This window comes from Amphritea sp. 1_MG-2023 (assembly GCF_030547545.1).
In the GTDB taxonomy this organism is placed as follows: Bacteria; Pseudomonadota; Gammaproteobacteria; order Pseudomonadales; family Balneatricaceae; genus Amphritea.
In genome coordinates this window covers 24,796-42,907 of record NZ_JAUOQE010000028.1, presented here as the reverse complement: position 1 = coordinate 42,907, position 18,112 = coordinate 24,796, and the positions used below count along the sequence as shown (strand labels likewise).

Sequence of the window (18,112 nt, the reverse complement as noted above, 5' to 3'; positions counted from 1 at the left end):
TTAGAGCCCCGCTTCACGAGTCCAAGGTCGCACTTTCTGACCTTCGCTGAGGAAGCTTGCACCGACCGCGATCACTTGATCGCCGGGCACTATGCCGCTTTCAATCACAATACCTTGTTGCGTGATTTCACCGACAGTCACCTTAGCTTGATGAACTTGTTGCGTCTGAGGATCATATTTCCAGATAAAGCGGCTGCGATCCGATAGTGACGCACCTTCGGCAACGAACACCGCGCCAACCGGTAACATTAAGCGGGTGTTATTCAGATCAGTCACTTTTGAAACATCGATTTTGATACTCGCAGCCATCCCCGGCAGCACATTAAACGAGGTGGGTGTCGGCATGGAGAAAACGACTTTGTAGGTCAGGGTCGATGGATCGGCTTGAGTATCCCATTCCTTTACCTCGACGAGAAAGGATTGATCGGGATGGGTGTCAAACACTACGGTGGGTTGATAGTCGGTATCGGCTTTAACTCGCGAGATAATATTTTCAGGCAACTGAATAGTGATATCAATATGATCGCTGGTTTGTAGCAACAAGACCGTTTGATTCGCCTGAATGTTTTCATGCTGATCGATCTCTACCTTAGCAATCGTGCCACTGAAGGGCGCTCGCAGGTAGGTGTATTCTAAGTTTGTTTTGGCCACATTATAGGAGGTTAAGGCCACTTTTAGTTCAGCACTGGCTTCATCGTAACTCGATTGCGAGATGAGTTTACGTTCAAGCATGGTTTTAGCCCGTTCAAATTGAGAATTAGCGAGTTGATAGCGGGCTTGTCGATCATCAAGGGATAGTTTGTAATCTTGTTGATCGAGCCGTGCCAACAATTGACCTTGTTGTACTTTATGGCCGGGTCTGACGAGCACTTCAGCCACTTGTCCATTGACACGAAAAGCTAATTTGGAATCGCCATTCGCTTCCACCTCCGCCGGAAAACTACGGATATCGGTTAACGTTGGATTAGCGACTTGAAATATTTTTGCCGGCCTGATGATATCCGCTGTCGTAACGGCGTCATGATTGTCACTGCAACCTGTCAGAACCATTAGGAATGCCAGAATAGAAATCGGGGTCAGCCGAAATAAAACCTGCATGGTAAACCTCTAAAAATGTTGCCGGTGAATAAACCTAATAAGGGCTTATCGCGCGCGGATTGAGATGAAATTTTCTGGGATCTGTCTAATGATTGCATCACAGCCCCGTGATAGTGGATGCTGAGGAGGGTATTTCAGCTATTGCACGGTGAAATATATGTTAGATTCTGGTTAAATAATATTCATTAAATATTGCTAAGTTGTTAAGTAAAATTTATATGACTCTCGATCAATTACAAACGCTCAGCCGTATTGTTGAATGTGGCTCGCTCAAGTTGGCCGCTGACAGCTTACATAAAACTCAGCCAGCATTATCGATGGCGATTAAAAAGCTGGAACAGGAATACGGTTTTAAAATCCTTAACCGCAATAGCTATCGTCTGAGCTTAACGGAAGAGGGCCGTTCTTTTTACCGCAAGGCGCAAGAGCTGCTACTGAATAGCCAGCAGCTAAGCTCGCTAGGCCAACATTTAGGGGCTGGAAATGAGCCATTGATTCGATTTGCCTTTGATCAAGCCTGTCCCTACTCACACATATTGCAGGTATTGAAACAGTGTCAGCAGCAATATCCATCAACCGAGTTTAAAATTTCGGAAAAATCGCGCTTCGGGGCGCTGGATATGTTGCAACATGGGCAGGCCGATCTCGTGGTTAGCCCGTGGTGGCCGACATTTTATGCGGCCGGTGATTTCGATACCCTACCGATTGGGCATTTTCGTGTGCTCATGGTGGCTGCCCCCGAACTGTTTCCCGATGGCCCCGTGATCCATTCTGAGCAGTTAAAATCACAGGTTCACTTAACACTTGAGACCAGTCCTTTTAGCTTTGATTCGGATAGCTTAATGTTGGATAAAGGCGTGCGTCGTTGGAAAGCCGAGGATAGCTTCACCGTGAAACAGTTGTTGTTGGCTGGCTTAGGCTGGGGGTATGTGCCTGAACACTTAGTCAAAGACGAGCTTGAGCGTGGTGAGTTAATGCGTTTAACGCCAAAAGATGTTGAATATAGTGTCACAGGGGAAGTACGCTTGATTCGTAATTTGGAAGATAGTTTAGGGCCGGTCGCGAGCATGATATGGCAGACGTTTGCGCAAGAGACTTCGCCTGATACAGCGTCATGACGGTGTGTTGCCTAGGCTACCGAGAGGCTGCTGCTGGCGACGTGCAGTGAGCGTCAGGGTAGATGGATTTATCAGACAGGGGGTTATATGACGCATAGGCAACTGAAACAGAAGCATCGCGCGTTGCGAAAGGGATTTCATCTCAATTTGTCGTTACGAACGCATCGCGCGTTGAGTTGGCTCGATCGAGCCGAGCATAGTCATGATGATGCAGATGGGCAGTTTATTTTTCTGTGGATATCATTTAATGCGGCGTATGCCACGGATATCGAAGAGCAATATCGAACCACAGAGAAAGGAATGTTTGAAGCCTTTTTTAAAAAGCTGGTGGATCTCGATAGTGACGATCGGCTATATCATTCGGTCTGGGCGGAATTTTCCAGTTCGATTCGTGTATTACTGAATAATCCGTATATTTTTCAGCCTTTTTGGGACTATCAGAATGGGAAAATCCCCGAAACTGAGTGGCAAACGCGTTTTCAAACCTCTAAGCGTAAAGCCTCAACGGCACTCGGACGGCGTGATACGGTCGCCGTGCTATCGGTCGTTTTTAGACGTATCTATACCTTACGCAATCAAATTATTCATGGCGGTGCTACCTGGAATAGTCAGGCCAATCGTGCTCAGTTAAATGACTGTATCGCATTGTTGTCGAAGGTGATTCCTGTTGTTATCGATTTAATGATGGATCACCCAGAACAGCTCTGGGGCGATGCCTTTTACCCTTTTTTAGCAGATGATTGAATGAGATGACGTCAACGCGTTGACTCATGGAATGAATTAATGAAATTTATACATACCTCAGACTGGCATATAGGTCGGTTATTTCAAAATATCTCGCTGTTGGATGATCAGCTCTATGTGTTACAGCAGCTTAAGCACTTCGCGTTGACGCATCATGTGGATGCGCTAGTGGTGGCGGGTGATATTTTTGATCGGTCGGTGCCGCCTGCCGATGCCGTAGATGCCTTAAATCGTTTTTTAGCCGATTTTACCGCCACACTGAAGATTCCTGTGATTATGATCTCCGGTAATCATGATAGCGCTAAACGGTTGCGGTTTGGCGCACAATATATGCAGGGAGCCGGTGTCTATATCTTGAGTGATATTGACGCTATTGATACTCCGATCGAGATTACCTCGGGGGATCAAACCGTGCGTTTTTATGGCATTCCCTATCATGATCCGGTTGAAGTGCGCGAGGCGTTTGACTGTGATGTGCGCAGCTATGATGAGGCACATACCTACCTCGTTGATAAAATTAAGCCGCAACTCGCCGAAGGCATTGCCTCGGTGTTAATCAGTCATTGTTTTATCGATGGCGCACAAGAATCCGATTCAGAACGCCCGCTATCCATAGGCGGCGCTGATCGTGTCAGTTATGAACCGCTAAGCGACTTCAACTATGTCGCCTTGGGGCACCTGCATGGGCCGCAGTATAAAGGCCATGAACATATTCGTTATTCCGGTTCGTTGATGAAATATTCGTTTTCCGAGTATAAGCAATCTAAAGGGGTGACGCTGGTGGATATTGCCCCTACCGGTGAGACCTCATTCGAACATTTACCGCTCACACCTAAAAGAGAGCTCAGAGTGTTAGAAGGTTTGTTGGAGGATATTATTAGTGCGGCACGCACCGATCCACGGGCGGACGATTATCTATTGATCAAGTTAACCGATAGCAAAGACATATTAGATCCGATGGGGCAGTTGCGCGCGGTATACCTTAATGTCTTGCAGTTAGAACGATTGAGTTTTGCGGTGTCGAGTGGCAATCGTTTGGTGACCACCGCAGGCAATCAAAAAACCGAACTGGAGGTGTTTGAGGATTTCTTTGAGCAGGTGATGGGGGATGATTTGTCGGCCGCGCAGACTGAGTTATTAACCACGACTATTGCTGAAGCTAAACAGGTATTGGTGGGCACAGAATGAAACTGAACACACTCGAACTTCAGGCATTTGGACCGTTTGCGGGTCAGCAAATCATCCGCTTTGATGATCTCGGAGATAACCCTCTGTTTTTGATTGATGGCCCAACAGGGGCCGGAAAGTCCTCTATTTTGCATGGTATTTGCTATGCTCTCTACGGCGAAACGACGGACACTGAACGCAAAGAGCAGGGCCTAAGATGCGATTTTGCCGCTGCCGATGATTTAACCTATGTGACGCTGACCTTTAGCATTAAAGACAAAACCTATCGTATTAGCCGCGTGCCGACGCAGATGCGCCCCGCCAAACGGGGTCATGGGGAAACCGAAGAGAAGGCCTCGGCACACCTGCTAGAAGTCTTAGCGGATGGCACTGAAAAAACCTTGGTGGCGAAAAAGAAAAAAGATGCCGATGAGCGTGTGCGTGAGATAGTCGGGTTATCGGCTGAACAATTTCGTCAGGTGATGGTGTTGCCGCAAGGGAAATTCAGAGAGTTATTGCTGGCAAAATCAGACGATCGTCAGGCGATTTTATCAACGTTATTCGAAACCGGTTTGTATAAACAGATAGAAAGCCTATTGAAAGATAAGGCTGGCAATATCGAGAAGGAAAATAGAGCGTTTGAACTGAGAATTGAAGAAGCTTTAGCTGATGTCCATGTCGACAGTCTGGAAGCGCTGGTGGAAAAGCGACAGGCGGAGGAAGCGCAGCTGGCTTTGGCGGCAGAACAGAAACAGCAGTGTGATGAGCGGCTACAAGGTGAGCTACAAAAAGCGAGAGATGCCAAAGCGGTGATGGCGCAGTTTGAGCAGCGACAAAGCTTAAAAGCGCAACTTGACGCGAAACAAGCGGCTGTGGATAACATTAATGCGCTAAGACAAACCATCGTCAAAGGGGAGTCGGCCCACGCAATTGCGCATCTGTGGCGAGATGTACAAATCGGCCAGGCGAAACTCGTTGAACAACGCGACAATATTGCGCAACTTAACACGCAGTTGGTCACCGCTAAGCAACAGGCGGAACAGAGTGCAGCGGCCTTAGCTGAGGTAACCACACGTTATAAAACTCGGGATACGTTAATCACTGAAGAACAGCGGCTTAAAGGCTATCAAACCGATTTAAGTGATTTTGAGCAGGCGAAAGTACGGCTGCTTCAAGTGACAAAAAATGAACAACTTATTATGCGCGAAGTCGCGCAAAAGAAGACTGATTATCAAGCGTTAATTGAGCAGGTGCGGGGGCATAAAGACGCAATAGAGCAGCGTCAGCAAGGGCTACAGGATAAAGCGAATATCGTTCAGTCGATCCATGCGGCTAAGAGTCTTTTTGAACAACGAAAAACGTTAGGTGAACAGCAAACTCTGCGACAGCGTTTAGAGACTAAAACAGCTGAGGCTGAGCGTCAGCGCGATGTTGCTAAAGCAGCGTTTCAGGCGGCAGAACAACATGCCGATCAGCTTGAAATGCGTTGGTTTAGCAATCAGGCGGCTATTCTGGCGGCAAAGCTCGAACAAGATCTCCCTTGCCCGGTATGCGGTAGCGTCGAACATCCGGCTCCCGCTACATTGACAACGAATGAGGCTGTCTCAACGAAGGACGATGTGGATATTGCCCGCGCGGAGCAAACAGAACGATTGCAGGCTTATCACCATAGTGATAAGCATTATCAGGATGCACTGCGTTTACAACAGACATGTGAACAGCAGATTCAGCTGCTGATCGGTCAATTAGGTGAAGATGCCTCGCTCGAGTTAGATCACTTTAAGCAGCAGTTAGCGGCGCTAGAAACGCAATGGCAACAGGCAGAGAAGGATGAGCAAGCGTTACTTGTGTTAAGGCAAACCTTGATTCGCGATGAACAGAATTTAAGCGTGTTGAATGATGCCATTTCGCAGCAGGCGACGACACTGAGCCAAGCATTGGCTGAGTCAGCCGTTGCAAAACAAGCGTTAGAGAGCTTAGAAAATAAATTGCCAGATGAATACCGAACATTGGCGGCGTTAAATAGCGCATTGGCGCAATTGCAAGGACACATTAAGTCACTCGATAGCGACTACCAATTAGCGCAGGCAAGCGATACTAAGAGCCAACAGGCACTGTCGGCAATGGGGGCTAGGTTAGAAGAGGCTAATACACAGTTATCTCAACTGACACTACAGACGCAATCGGCAACAATAGCTTGGGAGCAAGCACTGAAAGCGGGGTTTGCCTCTCAGGCTGAGTTTGAAGCCGCACTGTTGGAGCGAGAGCAGCTTAAAGCGCTGCGTCAAACGGTCGCCGATTATGAGGATTTAGTTAAACAGCTAGCGACGCAGATCAAGATGCTGGACGCGGGGCTAGAGGGGAAAGCCCAACCGGATCTTGAGAATATTACTGTCGTGGTTGAGCAGGCGAAAACGGCATTTAAGCGAGCGGATGATTATTGGCTGGGTATCACAACCGAGCTGGCTCGACTGCAAGGCATCGAAGCCAAAATAGCGGAGATTAAAACCCGGCAAAAAAATATCCGTGAAAAATATGAGGTGGTGGGTGCATTGGCTAAAGCCGCATCTGGGCAGGGTAATGTGCGGGTGAGTCTTGAACGGTTTGTGTTGGGCACATTATTGGATACGGTACTGGGAGTAGCCAGTCAGCGATTACATCTGATGAGTAAAGGACAGTATCGTTTGGTGCGACAGAATGAGCAATCGCAAAAGCGCAATGTCACAGCAGGGCTCGATTTAGCCATTGATGATGCCTTTACCGGTAAAGTGCGTCCGGTCGCTACTTTGTCGGGCGGCGAGTCATTCATGGCATCGTTATCCCTTGCCCTCGCATTATCGGAGGTGGTGCAGCAACGTTCGGGCGGCATTCAATTGGATACGCTATTTATTGATGAAGGCTTTGGCAGTTTGGATCAAGAGTCGTTGCAGTTGGCCATTAATGCCTTGATCGATTTACAGTCAACGGGACGGGCGATTGGCATTATCTCCCATGTCTCTGAGTTGAAAGAACAGATGGCGCTACGTATCGATGTGGTCGGTTCGCGGGAGGGGAGTAGCGTGCGCATCGTCACTTAATTTAGGGGCTAATTTAGGGGCTAATTTAGAGGCTTAATCGTGTGGCTTAAATCAGGAAAAGGCTGGCTAGGTCTGAGTAGCCTAGCCTGAAACACAGGACGACGTTAAGCTTCGTTGCTGTGGCTAACGAAGGATGTTTAGCCACAACACTTTTTAAATTTCTTACCGCTACCGCAAGAACAGGGCGCGTTTCTTTCCGGTGTTTTTTCACTCTGCACAGTTTTCGGTGTTGTCAGCAGCGCCGTGAGTGCAGAGATATTTTCCTCTCGGCTGACATCAACGCTAATATCGACAATCAGATCATGCTCGGCGGCTAGGGCGGCTACTTCTTGCTGCCGCTGTTCAGTGGCGACATTCACCAATAATGGGCTCATTTCACTGCCGAGCTTCACTTTCGCTTTGGTGTTGTAACCACTCTTACCGTAGTTACCCATGATATCGGGAGTACCTTTATAGAAACACTTAGACATGGGTGACTCCTGTAATGTTATCGACTGACGGCAGTGCGCCGTGGGAGCAGGATTCTACCAGTTAATCAGTATCAACAGGAAATTGATTACGTGGTTGTCTGTTTAAGATTGAGTGTCTCGTCTATTCGCGCTCATAATAAGAAAGAAAATTCCTCCGCTAATTAACGCTGTTCCGCTGATGAGAGAGAGTGTAAGAGGTTCATTGAGAAACCAAGTGGAAAATAATAAACCGATGACGGGCACGCCGAGAATCGCTGTCGACATCGTTGCGCCGGCCAATACGCGACTCGCGTCATTAACGGCACAAAAACAAAATGCCGTTGCTAGTGGGCCAAGGTAAAGGCAGATCTGCCAGAAAGCGAGACTCCCATTCCCCGTAAAAGGGCCTTCAAACGCATAAGCGAGAACAATTAAGGGAAGGGTCGCTATCAGCATTTGCCAGGGCGCTAACTGAAAGGCTGTTGCTTTCGAGCGTGTGTGGCGCAGATGTAAAATGCAGATACTCCAGCAAAATGCGGCTAACAAGAGCATGCCATTGGCAAATAAGAGCGATGAATTATGCCAATCAAAGCTAAACGGGTTAAATAAGGCAATCACGCCGGATAAGCCAAGCAATGTGGCAATGATCTGTTGTTTGGAGGGGGTCTCATGAAACAAAATAATCGATAGAGGTAACACCCAGAGTGGGGTTGTATAGGCTAAAACGGCGGACCGTCCTGCGGCAACTTGGGTCATTGCCATGGCGCCTAAGGCCGTGAAAATCATCATCTGCACTAAGCCGATACTCAAAATTAATGGCAGATCGCTGCGGCGAGGAATATAAAGCTTTTTGGTGCTAATTTGAAAGGCAAAGAGCGTGGCAGCCCCTAACGCAAAGCGTATCATGGAGAACCACAAAGGCGTGATATGATCGAGACCGGCTTTCATGACGGGCCAGTTACCGCCCCAAATAATAATCGCAACAAATAACACTAACATCGCTTTTGTCGTGGCAGATAATTGAGGCAGTGAGTCAATTTTCAAATGTCTGTTAAGTGTATTTAAGTGTTCCATGATGCCTATCCACCTCGTTAATGACTAAGAAGATGATACGCCTCATGTTCTAAAGAAAGTTTCTTTTAAAGGTGTTAAAAGCGCTGATTGCAGTATAAATTATCTTCATAAATCTTTTTTTTAGGAATATTTATCTTATGCGTCTGGATAGGAAAGACATTGCCATTCTTAATCAACTGCAAAACAATGCTGATATCACCAACGCAGAATTGGCCGAAAGGGTGAACCTTTCAGCAACACCGTGTTTTAATCGTGTTAAAAAAATGGAGGAGTTAGGCGTACTCAATGGCAAGGTTTCGTTAGTCTCTGCTGCTAAGCTTGGCTTACGAGTCAATGTGTTTATTCATGTGAGTCTTGAAAAACAAGATGAAGATGCGCTTCACGTCTTTGAGACAGCAGTAGCTAATTGCGCCGAAGTGATGGAGTGTTACTTGATGACAGGCGATGAAGATTATCTGATGCGTGTGTTAGTGCCCGATATTCTAGCGTTGGAAAAGCTGATCTTGACCAAGCTAACCAAGATCCCCGGAGTGGCTAATATCCGTTCGAGTTTTGCCCTTAAACAAGTCAGTTATAAAACCGCATTGCCATTATCGAAAGAGGGGATTGAGGTACTCTAACCCTCATAGATGGATAAACTGCATCGCGTGTGACAAGAGAAGTCAGTGATTGAGCAGTCACTATCAATTGCTCACTTATTAATTAGGTGAGCCATACCTAGGGGATATTGCGTTGTGGTTATCGCACGCCTGCAGTAGGACTTTTACCGTATACCCGATGACATCGGGAGTACCTTTATAGAAACACTTAGACTTGATGACGCCCGTGATGTTATCGACTGACGGCATTGCGCCGTGGACGCAGGATTCTACCGGTTGAACAGCAGCAACGGGAAATTGATTCTAGTTTGTGTCGACAGGGCGCTACAGACGGCTGTTATTAGTACAACGATTAGCACAGCGTGAGCTCATACCCAATCAGATAGTTTCAATATCAATCCCATCAATACTTTTTATCGCATCACACGATGCTTGACGACTACATTGTTGATGATCTGATTCCTAAGCCCTAAGCCCTAAGCCCTAAGCCCTAAGCCCTTTATCTGGTTATCTCTATCCGCACGATGGTGTGTTACAGATTTTATTACAGCGCTGAAAGCAGAAAATATTAACTGTATCGATTCTTATCATTTTGCTCACAGTCGCGTTAAAGAAGCTACGGCTATTCGAGTGGCACTCACGACACCCGAAACACGTAAATCTCTTGAAAACGGGCTTACTGTGTTAAAGCAGGTTCTGGTGAGCGCACCGGCTATCCGTCAGCCGCTTTATTGAGCGTTTTCAAGCAAGCGAGGTGATGAGCTAAAGCTTACAAGCCTGCCACAAGGGGGCTTGTAAACGTATCAAGTTATTATTCGAACACGATACCCTGAGCCAACGGCAATTCACCGCCGTAGTTAATCGTATTGGTGGTACGACGCATGTAAGCTTTCCATGCATCTGAACCTGATTCACGGCCACCGCCGGTCTCTTTTTCACCCCCGAAGGCACCACCGATTTCAGCACCGGAAGTACCGATATTAACGTTAGCGATACCACAGTCGGAACCCGCAGCAGATACGAATAGTTCGGCTTCGCGCATGCTTTCAGTAAAGATAGCGGAAGATAGGCCCTGTGGTACTTCATTTTGAATGTCGATCGCTTGTGTCATGGTGGTGTAGGTCAGTACATACAGAATGGGGGCGAAAGTTTCTTGATGCACCACCGGAGCATCATGACGAATGCTAACAATAGCGGGACGCACATAGTAACCGCCGTCGGGTACCCCAACAGTCACACGCTCGCCACCGAACAGCACTTCACCGCCTTGCTCTTGCGCTGCCGTTAAGGCGTTTTGCATCGCAGCGAAACTACACTGATCGATCAAAGGCCCGACGAGATTACCGTCGACAGTAGGATCGCCGATGGTAAGGGAGGCATAAGACTTCTTAAGACGTTGTATTAGATCGGCTTTAACTGAAGTATGGGTAATTAAGCGCCGCAGAGTGGTACAACGTTGACCGGCAGTGCCGGCAGCGGAGAAGACGATCGCACGTAATGCCAGATCCAGATCGGCTGTTGCCGTTACGATCATGGCGTTATTGCCACCTAACTCAAGTAGCGAGCGGCCAAGCCGAGCGCCAACGGCTTCACCGACGCTACGACCCATGCGGGTAGAGCCGGTCGCGGATACCAACGGGAAGCGCTTGTCAGTCGCGATGAGTTGACCGATATCACGATCGCCGATGATAACACTGAAGATTCCACGAGGAATGTTAGGCATGCTCTGCAACGCTTTTTCCAATATCGCCTGACATGCGAGGGCGCACAATGGGGCTTTCTCCGATGGCTTCAAGACCATCGTATCGCCACAAACCAGTCCAATCATGGTATTCCATGCCCAAACCGCCATGGGGAAGTTAAATGCAGTAATAACAGCCACTGGCCCCAGAGGCTGCCACTGTTCCATCATGCGATGTCCAGGACGTTCACTGACAATGGTTTTACCGTGCAATTGACGTGACAGACCGACAGCAAAGTCACAGACATCGATCCATTCCTGAACTTCACCCAGCGCTTCCGCCATGATCTTGCCGGATTCTAGGGTAATAACTTTAGCCAGATCTTCTTTGTGTTCACGCGCCAGATTACCGATACGCCGAACCAGCTCACCCCGCAGAGGTGCTGGAATCGTACAGAACGCTTTAAAGGCTTCTTCAGCCGTGATGATTACCTGCTCTAACTGAGCCGGTGTCGCGTTTTTAAAACGAGCGACTTCCATACCATTGATAGGAGAGGTAACAGCAAATTCACTGCCTTCGCCGGTCTGACGGAGATCGCTGCCGATTACACTGTAATAGACGTTCTCCGACTTGAGCTGATTAATGCCTAGGTTTTCAAGAAAAGTCATGCTCATGGTTTAAGCCCTTGTAAGAAACAATGATTTAACTATTTGCATTTCATGCTAGCGATAGATGAAACAAGGAAAAAATACATAATTTCTGGAGGGGGTATCGTTAAAGGCTATACCGTCGTTGCTTGGCTATAGGTTATTTGAGTGAAGTTCGCTGAGCGCAAGTGGATGGATAATCCCCCCGAAAAATCACGTTACTCAAAGATGCGCTTTGATGGCTCAGCTGAAAGAGCTTTAAGATGAAAGTCGATGTCTTTCAAAAGCGTAAGAGGAAAAAGCGTACGAGAAAGGGGGACTTAAGGCCGAGATTGTTCAGGTGGTGCCTTTTTGCTACTGATTTTTTACAACTATAATTGATTTATTTGATTTGTCTGATGACTGTTTCATATGATTTCTCATATTAGTACGCGTGGTTTTCAGCACTATCGTCAGTCATCTAGGCTCTGAACCGGACTCAGAGCGCAATAGTCGTTGGCGATTGAATCGTCAATTAAACGTTCACTGTCATACAGCTTAGAAAGCGCTGGGCTCAGCGTCACTGATGACCAAAAAAGGGTATGTTAATGATTTTCCGGCTTAATTCTTTGCTTATCTCGGTGAGTAGTGCCCTTGAGGAGGCAGGATACGCTAAGGATGCTTACCACCTAAAATGGCTTTACCCACGTGGTGCTATGCGGGTATCTTGAACGTTAATTTGAACACTGGTTCGTTGAGAACTGTGGTAGCATGGTGATACAGAGTTATTATCATTCTTATTCGGTCATTACGGCTAATTATAAAAGGTATTTGATACTAGGCCCGTTGTGATCTAACTAAGGAAGGTGCGGATAAGTCCGTCATGTTCTCTGCGGACATTAGAATAGCCAGATCCGCGAAAGCCAGTGCAGCGAAATGTCTGGACCTTTTCAAGCTGGCTGACAAAGTAGATGACCATTCTAATGTCCGCCCTTCGGGGCTTTCAGAGAAGCAGGATCTCAGCGTTAACATTTTTCGACGTACAACCAGTATGCCTGTAACGGTTGCCTTGATCTCCAGCTTCTCTGTAAGCCAGAGGCGTAATTGACTTATTCGCACCTTCCCTAATCTATATACTTTGTTCATTTGATACTTACGTTATGCCGAGGCCGTTAGTAATGCTTCATCTACCTTTGTTAAATGCGTTAAAAACCTTTGTCATCGCAGGACATTACCTTAATTTTACAAAAGCGGCTGAAGACCTACTGGTTTCACCCTCAGCGGTGAGTCATCAGGTTAAGGTGTTGGAAGAATATCTTGGTTTTAAGTTGTTTATTCGCCAAAACCGAACACTAACTCTGACTATCGATGGCGCGCATCTGCATGCTTCTCTTGAAGGTCCATTTGATCAGATCGCTAGGGCTTTACAGGATACTCTTCAGAACAGGGGGCGCGAGTCACTTCGTATTGCGTTACGGCCTTTTTTGTCGAGTGCTTGGTTAGCCCCACGCTTAAATAGTTTTTGGGGGAAGCATTCACAGATAGAGATCGATCTGATTCATAATATAAAAATGCCTGATTTTATGAGGGACCATATCGATATTGCGATTGTCTGGGGTAAAGGAGATTGGCCAGGGATGGAGGCTAAGCTTTTAATACCTGGAGATCTTACACCTGTCTGTGGAGCTTGTTTGATTGAACAGCATGGGCGCCCAAAAAGTCCCGCTGAATTAAGTGACCATACCTTGATACATGATGAGGATCGTTCGGCGTGGGATGCTTGGTTGGAAAAATCAGGTGTGGGTAGTGTCAACTGTAAAGCGAATCTAATTATTGATGATACGAATGTTCGAATTCAATCAATACTGAATGGTCAAGGTATCATGTTGGGTTGTCCTACCTTGCTGAGAAAAGAGTTGGATGAGGGGGTGTTGGTACAATTATTTGAGACCTGTTTGGATACGTATGGTTATTACTTGATATATCCAGAAAATATACAGTTGACTCCCAATATGGAAACGTTTATAGATTGGATTTTTTCGGAAGCTGAAAACAACTTCTCTTCATAATACAGTTACTTTTATTCAACCATGCACCGCTTAATAATCGTAATACTTCTCTAAAGGTCCGTATCACGCGGCTTAGCGCCTTTATTTGTCTATTTTTATTCATTTTTTACTTTATGTAAATAGATATTTGCGCACCTTTTTTGTGCCATCTTTATTTATTCGCACTCTGGTTGCGCATGTTTTTAACTACTGTGAATTAATCTCATAGAGTGCTGAGAATCGTTTCATGGTAACTAGAAGAAATTATGACATTATTGATTTGTGTCTAAGTATTGGTCGGAAGTTTTAAGGTGGTTTAGCGGCGTTAAGCGTTGTTATGAAACACCGGTTCTGATTATTAACAAGAATCATGAATTACTGTGAGAAGTAATTCTACCTTAGTAGGAAATAGATATGATTAAAAAAATAATTACACAATTAGGCTTGTCAGCCGTTTTTACCGCTGCCTTAACATTCCCTGTTAATGCTGCGCCAGTAGTTTGGGATATGCCTGATGAATATCCTGCTACATCAGTTCAAGGGGAAGGTGATAAATATTTTGCCGCTGTTTTAAAAGATAAATCAAATGGTGAGATTGAAATTGCTCATCATTTTGGTGGGGCTTTAGGTTTTAAATCGAAAGATCAATTAGATGCCGTTGGTGATGGTGCTGTGGTCTTGGCGAATACGTTTATTCCCCCATTGGGCGGTATCGATCCTATTTTTTTATTGTCATCGTTGCCTTTCTTAAGTTCCAATATTGAGGAAGCCAAAACATTATATAATGTGGCCAAACCGGAGTATCAACGAGTCTTAACTAAATATAATCAAAAACTATTATATTCTTCACCTTGGCTTTCCAGTGGCTTATGGGGCAAAGAAGCTTTAATCAATAATGATGTCGTTAATAATCTTAAAATGCGGACTTATGATGTTAATGGCACGAAAGTGTTTCGTAATGCAGGTTCTGCACCGATTCAGTTGAGTTGGGCTGATATTGTACCGCAGTTGAGTACCGGTGGTATTGATGGCGTACTTACCTCCATCGAAGCCGGTTTAAGTGGTAGTTTTAATGATTATGTGTCGCACTTTACGGCACTGAATTACGATAGCACGATAAATTTGGTGACGATTAATTTGGATACCTGGAATGACTTATCACCTGAATTACAGCAAGCAGTGACTGATGCGGCGGCTGAAACTGAAGCGCACTTGTGGACAGGTTTGAAGGGTATTGTTGAGGAAACCTATGCTGAGGCACGAGGTAAAGGATTGATCGTCGTGGAAGATGTACCGACTAGCTTTCGTTCTGAGTTGAAATCTTCGGCTCAACCGATTATTCAAGAATGGCTTGAAAAAATGGGGCCAAGAGGTGAAAAGTTACTGGCAGAGTATCGTGCAGCAATAGCGAAGAACGTAGCTTCGAACTAAGTTTGTTTCTCTATGTAGGCCGGGTTTTTCTCGGTCTTTTTTAATCAGAATTATTCTGTTGAAACATCAATGATTTAAGGTGTATGCCTAAAATTGATGATGGATAAAGTAATAATTAATATTTATAGAGACTTAGTAATGGATAGTAATTCAAATATTTTAAAAGTCGCGGTGAATTCTTTTATTTGCTTTGCATCATGGTTGTCTAAAGCGGGTGCTGTATTGGCCATGTTGTTGATGGCAGGCATGACATTACACGTAATTTTGGAAATTCTACTGAGGGCTTTCTTTGATAGTTCAACGTTCATTCTTGATGAATTTGTTGGTTATGGTGTTGCGGCAATGACGTTTATGGCATTGGGGTATACTTTTGAAACCAATACGTTGATACGGGTGAATATTCTCTTAACTCGGGTACGTAGTAAGCTTGGCCGTCAAATTATAGAGTTTTTGTGTGTTAGTACTGCCTTTTCGTTGACTTCGTTCATTTTTATGTATTTTTGGAAAAGTGTTATACGAAATTATGAGAGAGGTTCGACCAGTGAAACTTTAGCAGAGGTGCCTCTGTGGATTCCGGAAGCATTTGTTTTGTTTGGTCTCAGCATTTTTATTATTCAGATGTTAGCTTATTTTTTACGGATTGTTTCGGGTCAGCCATTGCTTAGCGAGCAAGACTGATAGTTAACGCGATTATTATAATTCTAAGAGAGTCTGATATGGACGCTTTATTGACGATGAGCATTTTACTTGCTCTGATTATTTTGTTTTTAGGTCTTGGGGTCTGGGTATTTGTTGGCTTATTTTTGGTGGCTATTACAAGTTTAACCTTAATTGGTGATTTCTCATTAGATCGAGTTGGGCATATTGCGCAATCGGTTATTTGGCGAAGTTCGAGTGCTTGGGAGTTATCCGCGATTCCCTTATTTATATGGATGGGTGAGATCATATTTCGGACTGATATATCTGATCGGCTTTTTCGCGGATTATCGCCGTTAGTTCAATGGATGCCAGGACGATTGCTACATACTAACGTGTTGGGGTGTACGTTATTTGCCGCGGTAAGCGGTTCTACATCGGCAACAACTGCAACCGTTGGTAAAATCACAACAACGGCATTGGCTGAACGTGGCTATAATAATTCTTTAGCGGTAGGTTCATTAGCAGGTGCAGGTAGTCTAGGGTTATTGATACCACCTTCAATTGTGATGATTATCTATGGCGTATTGGCGGAAGTATCTATCGCTAAACTATTTGCAGCGGGCATTATGCCTGGCCTGTTAGTCGCTTTTTTATATTCGTCTTATATTATTGTTCGTTGCATTCTTAAGCCTGAATTGGCGCCTCACTCAGAAGAAAAACTAACGTTGAGCAAGCTGCTTAGCGGCTTGAAAGATTTATTTCCGATAGTGACCCTCATTTTTTTAGTGTTGGGTGGTATTTATAGTGGTATCGCTACACCATCTGAAGCCGCAGCAGTCGGTGTTGCTGCTACTTTTGTTCTAGTCATTTTTATGGGTAGTTTTACGTGGGATATTGTTATTGAGGCCGCAATGGGGGCAGTCAAAACATCCTGTATGGTTTGTTCTATTTTAATCTCTGCTGCATTCTTGTCCGCGGCAATTGGGTTTTTACATATTCCGGTAGAGCTGGTGAAAATTATAGAAAGTATGGCGTTGTCCCCTTACGCTCTGTTAGGGATTTTAGCGCTTTTCTATATTTTATTAGGCTTCTTTTTGGATGGTATATCTATTATTGTGATGAGTTTGCCTATTACATTGCCGCTGATTCTACAGGCTGGCTTTGACCCTATCTGGTATGGCGTGTTTCTCGTACTCATGGTTGAGTTAGCCCAGATGACACCGCCGGTTGGTTTTAATTTGTTCATTTTACAAGGCTTAACAGGCCAATCCATTGGTAAAGTGGTCAAGGCTGCCTTTCCTTTTTTTATTCTCATGTGTGTCGCTGTCGTGATAGTCAGCTTTTTTCCGCAGGTTGTACTCTTCCTGCCAAATATGATGTAAGGAGACAGTCTCATGAGTTTGCCAGATATTAATAAAATTTTATATACGACTTCGTTGGGTCCTTATACACGTTCCGTTTATCGGCATGCTATTCAATTGGCTCAAACAAACCAGGCCGAATTAATTATGTTGCATGTTGTCAGCCCTATAGGCGAGATGGGTGAAGCATTGATTCGTAAGTATTTACCTGATGATTTGGTGGAAAAAGCTCATAATGAAGGTGTGGTTAATATACTTGAGCAGATGGAAAAACGAGTTCAGCTGTTCTTTGATGAGGAGTTGCTTAGCTTGGGCATTACAACGCCAGTCAATGTGACGCCGAAAGTGGTTGAAGGCATTCACTATGAAGCGATTTTAGCAGCCGCAAAGCATGAAGAGGTTGATATGATTGTGATGGGGACAGAAAATAAATTGGGCATTTATAGTCAGAGTCATACGACGCAGCAGGTGATTAAAAGAGCTAAAGTGCCAGTGTTAGTTGTACCTACTGGGAAGGATTATAACTCTTAATGGGGATAGATTAGATAAGAAAAAAGCCGGTTTTGACCGGCTTTTTTTAGTTATTCAACGGTTCGTTTAGCTCAATAATGTAGCCGTCCGGATCGAATACAAATCCCAGCATTCGGGTGCCGTGATTCATTGGTTTTGCGGGACTTTTTATTATCACTCCTTCTGTTTCTAGGTATTTCATCGCTGCTGATACATCTGCAACATTGAATGCAATATGGCCATAGGCTTCGCCTTTGTCATAAGGTTTTTTTGTGTCCCAGTTATATGTTAACTCTATTGTTGTTGTTTTGTTCTCAGGGCCGTAGCCAATAAAAACATTAGTGAAACGTCCATCGGGGTATTCATTTTTTCGTAATACAATCATCCCCATTATACGAACATAGAAATCTAACGACTTTTCTAAGTCTGCGACTCGTATCATTGTATGGTCAAGTTTGAAATTCACTTTTTTAGACATGGTTTTCCTCT

Annotated in this window: 15 protein-coding genes; 10 read left to right on the top strand and 5 right to left on the bottom strand. The window is 45.2% G+C overall.

Annotated elements, in window-relative coordinates; genetic code table 11:
* Window positions 1-1,098 (bottom strand): efflux RND transporter periplasmic adaptor subunit, encoded by a 1,098-nt coding sequence (locus Q4488_RS14265; protein WP_303581155.1) that lies wholly within the window; start codon window positions 1,096-1,098, stop codon window positions 1-3.
* 218 nt (window positions 1,099-1,316) lie between these two features.
* Between Q4488_RS14265 and Q4488_RS14260 the strand changes: the two genes are divergently transcribed.
* From Q4488_RS14260 to Q4488_RS14245, 4 genes are all read left to right on the top strand, one after another.
* Window positions 1,317-2,216: a LysR family transcriptional regulator gene (locus Q4488_RS14260; RefSeq protein ID WP_303581154.1), complete on the top strand. Its 900-nt coding sequence runs from the start codon at window positions 1,317-1,319 to the stop codon at window positions 2,214-2,216.
* 87 nt (window positions 2,217-2,303) lie between these two features.
* Window positions 2,304-2,960 (top strand): HEPN domain-containing protein, encoded by a 657-nt coding sequence (locus Q4488_RS14255; RefSeq protein WP_303581153.1) that lies wholly within the window; start codon window positions 2,304-2,306, stop codon window positions 2,958-2,960.
* Between the two features lie 39 nt (window positions 2,961-2,999).
* Window positions 3,000-4,148: an exonuclease SbcCD subunit D gene (locus tag Q4488_RS14250; protein WP_303581152.1), complete on the top strand. Its 1,149-nt coding sequence runs from the start codon at window positions 3,000-3,002 to the stop codon at window positions 4,146-4,148.
* Window positions 4,145-7,204, top strand: coding sequence for an SMC family ATPase (locus Q4488_RS14245; protein WP_303581151.1), 3,060 nt, complete (start codon window positions 4,145-4,147; stop codon window positions 7,202-7,204). Before Q4488_RS14250 ends, Q4488_RS14245 begins: the two co-directional genes overlap by 4 nt.
* A 137-nt stretch (window positions 7,205-7,341) precedes the next feature.
* Here Q4488_RS14245 and Q4488_RS14240 read toward each other — a convergent pair whose 3' ends face one another.
* Both Q4488_RS14240 and Q4488_RS14235 read right to left on the bottom strand, forming a co-directional pair.
* Window positions 7,342-7,674 (bottom strand): PBPRA1643 family SWIM/SEC-C metal-binding motif protein, encoded by a 333-nt coding sequence (locus Q4488_RS14240; protein WP_303581150.1) that lies wholly within the window; start codon window positions 7,672-7,674, stop codon window positions 7,342-7,344.
* Between the two features lie 102 nt (window positions 7,675-7,776).
* The gene (locus tag Q4488_RS14235) at window positions 7,777-8,727 is read right to left on the bottom strand and encodes a DMT family transporter (RefSeq protein WP_303581149.1); all 951 of its coding nucleotides are present in this window, start codon (window positions 8,725-8,727) and stop codon (window positions 7,777-7,779) included.
* A gap of 137 nt (window positions 8,728-8,864) precedes the next feature.
* On the opposite strand from Q4488_RS14235, the gene Q4488_RS14230 reads away from it, so the two are divergent.
* On the top strand, window positions 8,865-9,347 hold the full coding sequence (locus Q4488_RS14230) for an Lrp/AsnC family transcriptional regulator (RefSeq protein ID WP_303581148.1): 483 nt from the start codon (window positions 8,865-8,867) through the stop codon (window positions 9,345-9,347).
* Between the two features lie 790 nt (window positions 9,348-10,137).
* On the opposite strand, the gene Q4488_RS14225 is transcribed toward Q4488_RS14230, so the two are convergent.
* Complete coding sequence (locus Q4488_RS14225; protein ID WP_303581147.1) at window positions 10,138-11,682, bottom strand: aldehyde dehydrogenase family protein; 1,545 nt, start codon at window positions 11,680-11,682, stop codon at window positions 10,138-10,140.
* 1,130 nt (window positions 11,683-12,812) lie between these two features.
* Here Q4488_RS14225 and Q4488_RS14220 point away from each other — a divergent pair.
* The 5 genes from Q4488_RS14220 (at window position 12,813) to Q4488_RS14200 (ending at window position 17,644) form a co-directional block, all read left to right on the top strand.
* Window positions 12,813-13,703: a LysR substrate-binding domain-containing protein gene (locus Q4488_RS14220; protein ID WP_303581146.1), complete on the top strand. Its 891-nt coding sequence runs from the start codon at window positions 12,813-12,815 to the stop codon at window positions 13,701-13,703.
* Window positions 13,704-14,096: 393 nt separating this feature from the next.
* The gene (locus Q4488_RS14215) at window positions 14,097-15,113 is read left to right on the top strand and encodes a TRAP transporter substrate-binding protein (RefSeq protein ID WP_303581145.1); all 1,017 of its coding nucleotides are present in this window, start codon (window positions 14,097-14,099) and stop codon (window positions 15,111-15,113) included.
* A gap of 96 nt (window positions 15,114-15,209) precedes the next feature.
* Complete coding sequence (locus tag Q4488_RS14210) at window positions 15,210-15,791, top strand: TRAP transporter small permease subunit (protein WP_303581144.1); 582 nt, start codon at window positions 15,210-15,212, stop codon at window positions 15,789-15,791.
* A 38-nt stretch (window positions 15,792-15,829) separates the two neighbouring features.
* Window positions 15,830-17,134 (top strand): TRAP transporter large permease, encoded by a 1,305-nt coding sequence (locus Q4488_RS14205; protein WP_303581143.1) that lies wholly within the window; start codon window positions 15,830-15,832, stop codon window positions 17,132-17,134.
* A 12-nt stretch (window positions 17,135-17,146) separates the two neighbouring features.
* A complete protein-coding gene (locus tag Q4488_RS14200; protein WP_303581142.1) occupies window positions 17,147-17,644 on the top strand; it encodes a universal stress protein in 498 nt (165 codons plus the stop codon).
* A 46-nt stretch (window positions 17,645-17,690) separates the two neighbouring features.
* Here the strand turns inward: Q4488_RS14200 and gloA are convergent, their stop codons facing one another.
* The gene (gene gloA / locus Q4488_RS14195) at window positions 17,691-18,101 is read right to left on the bottom strand and encodes a lactoylglutathione lyase (protein ID WP_303581141.1); all 411 of its coding nucleotides are present in this window, start codon (window positions 18,099-18,101) and stop codon (window positions 17,691-17,693) included.
* Window positions 18,102-18,112: the final 11 nt, after the last annotated feature.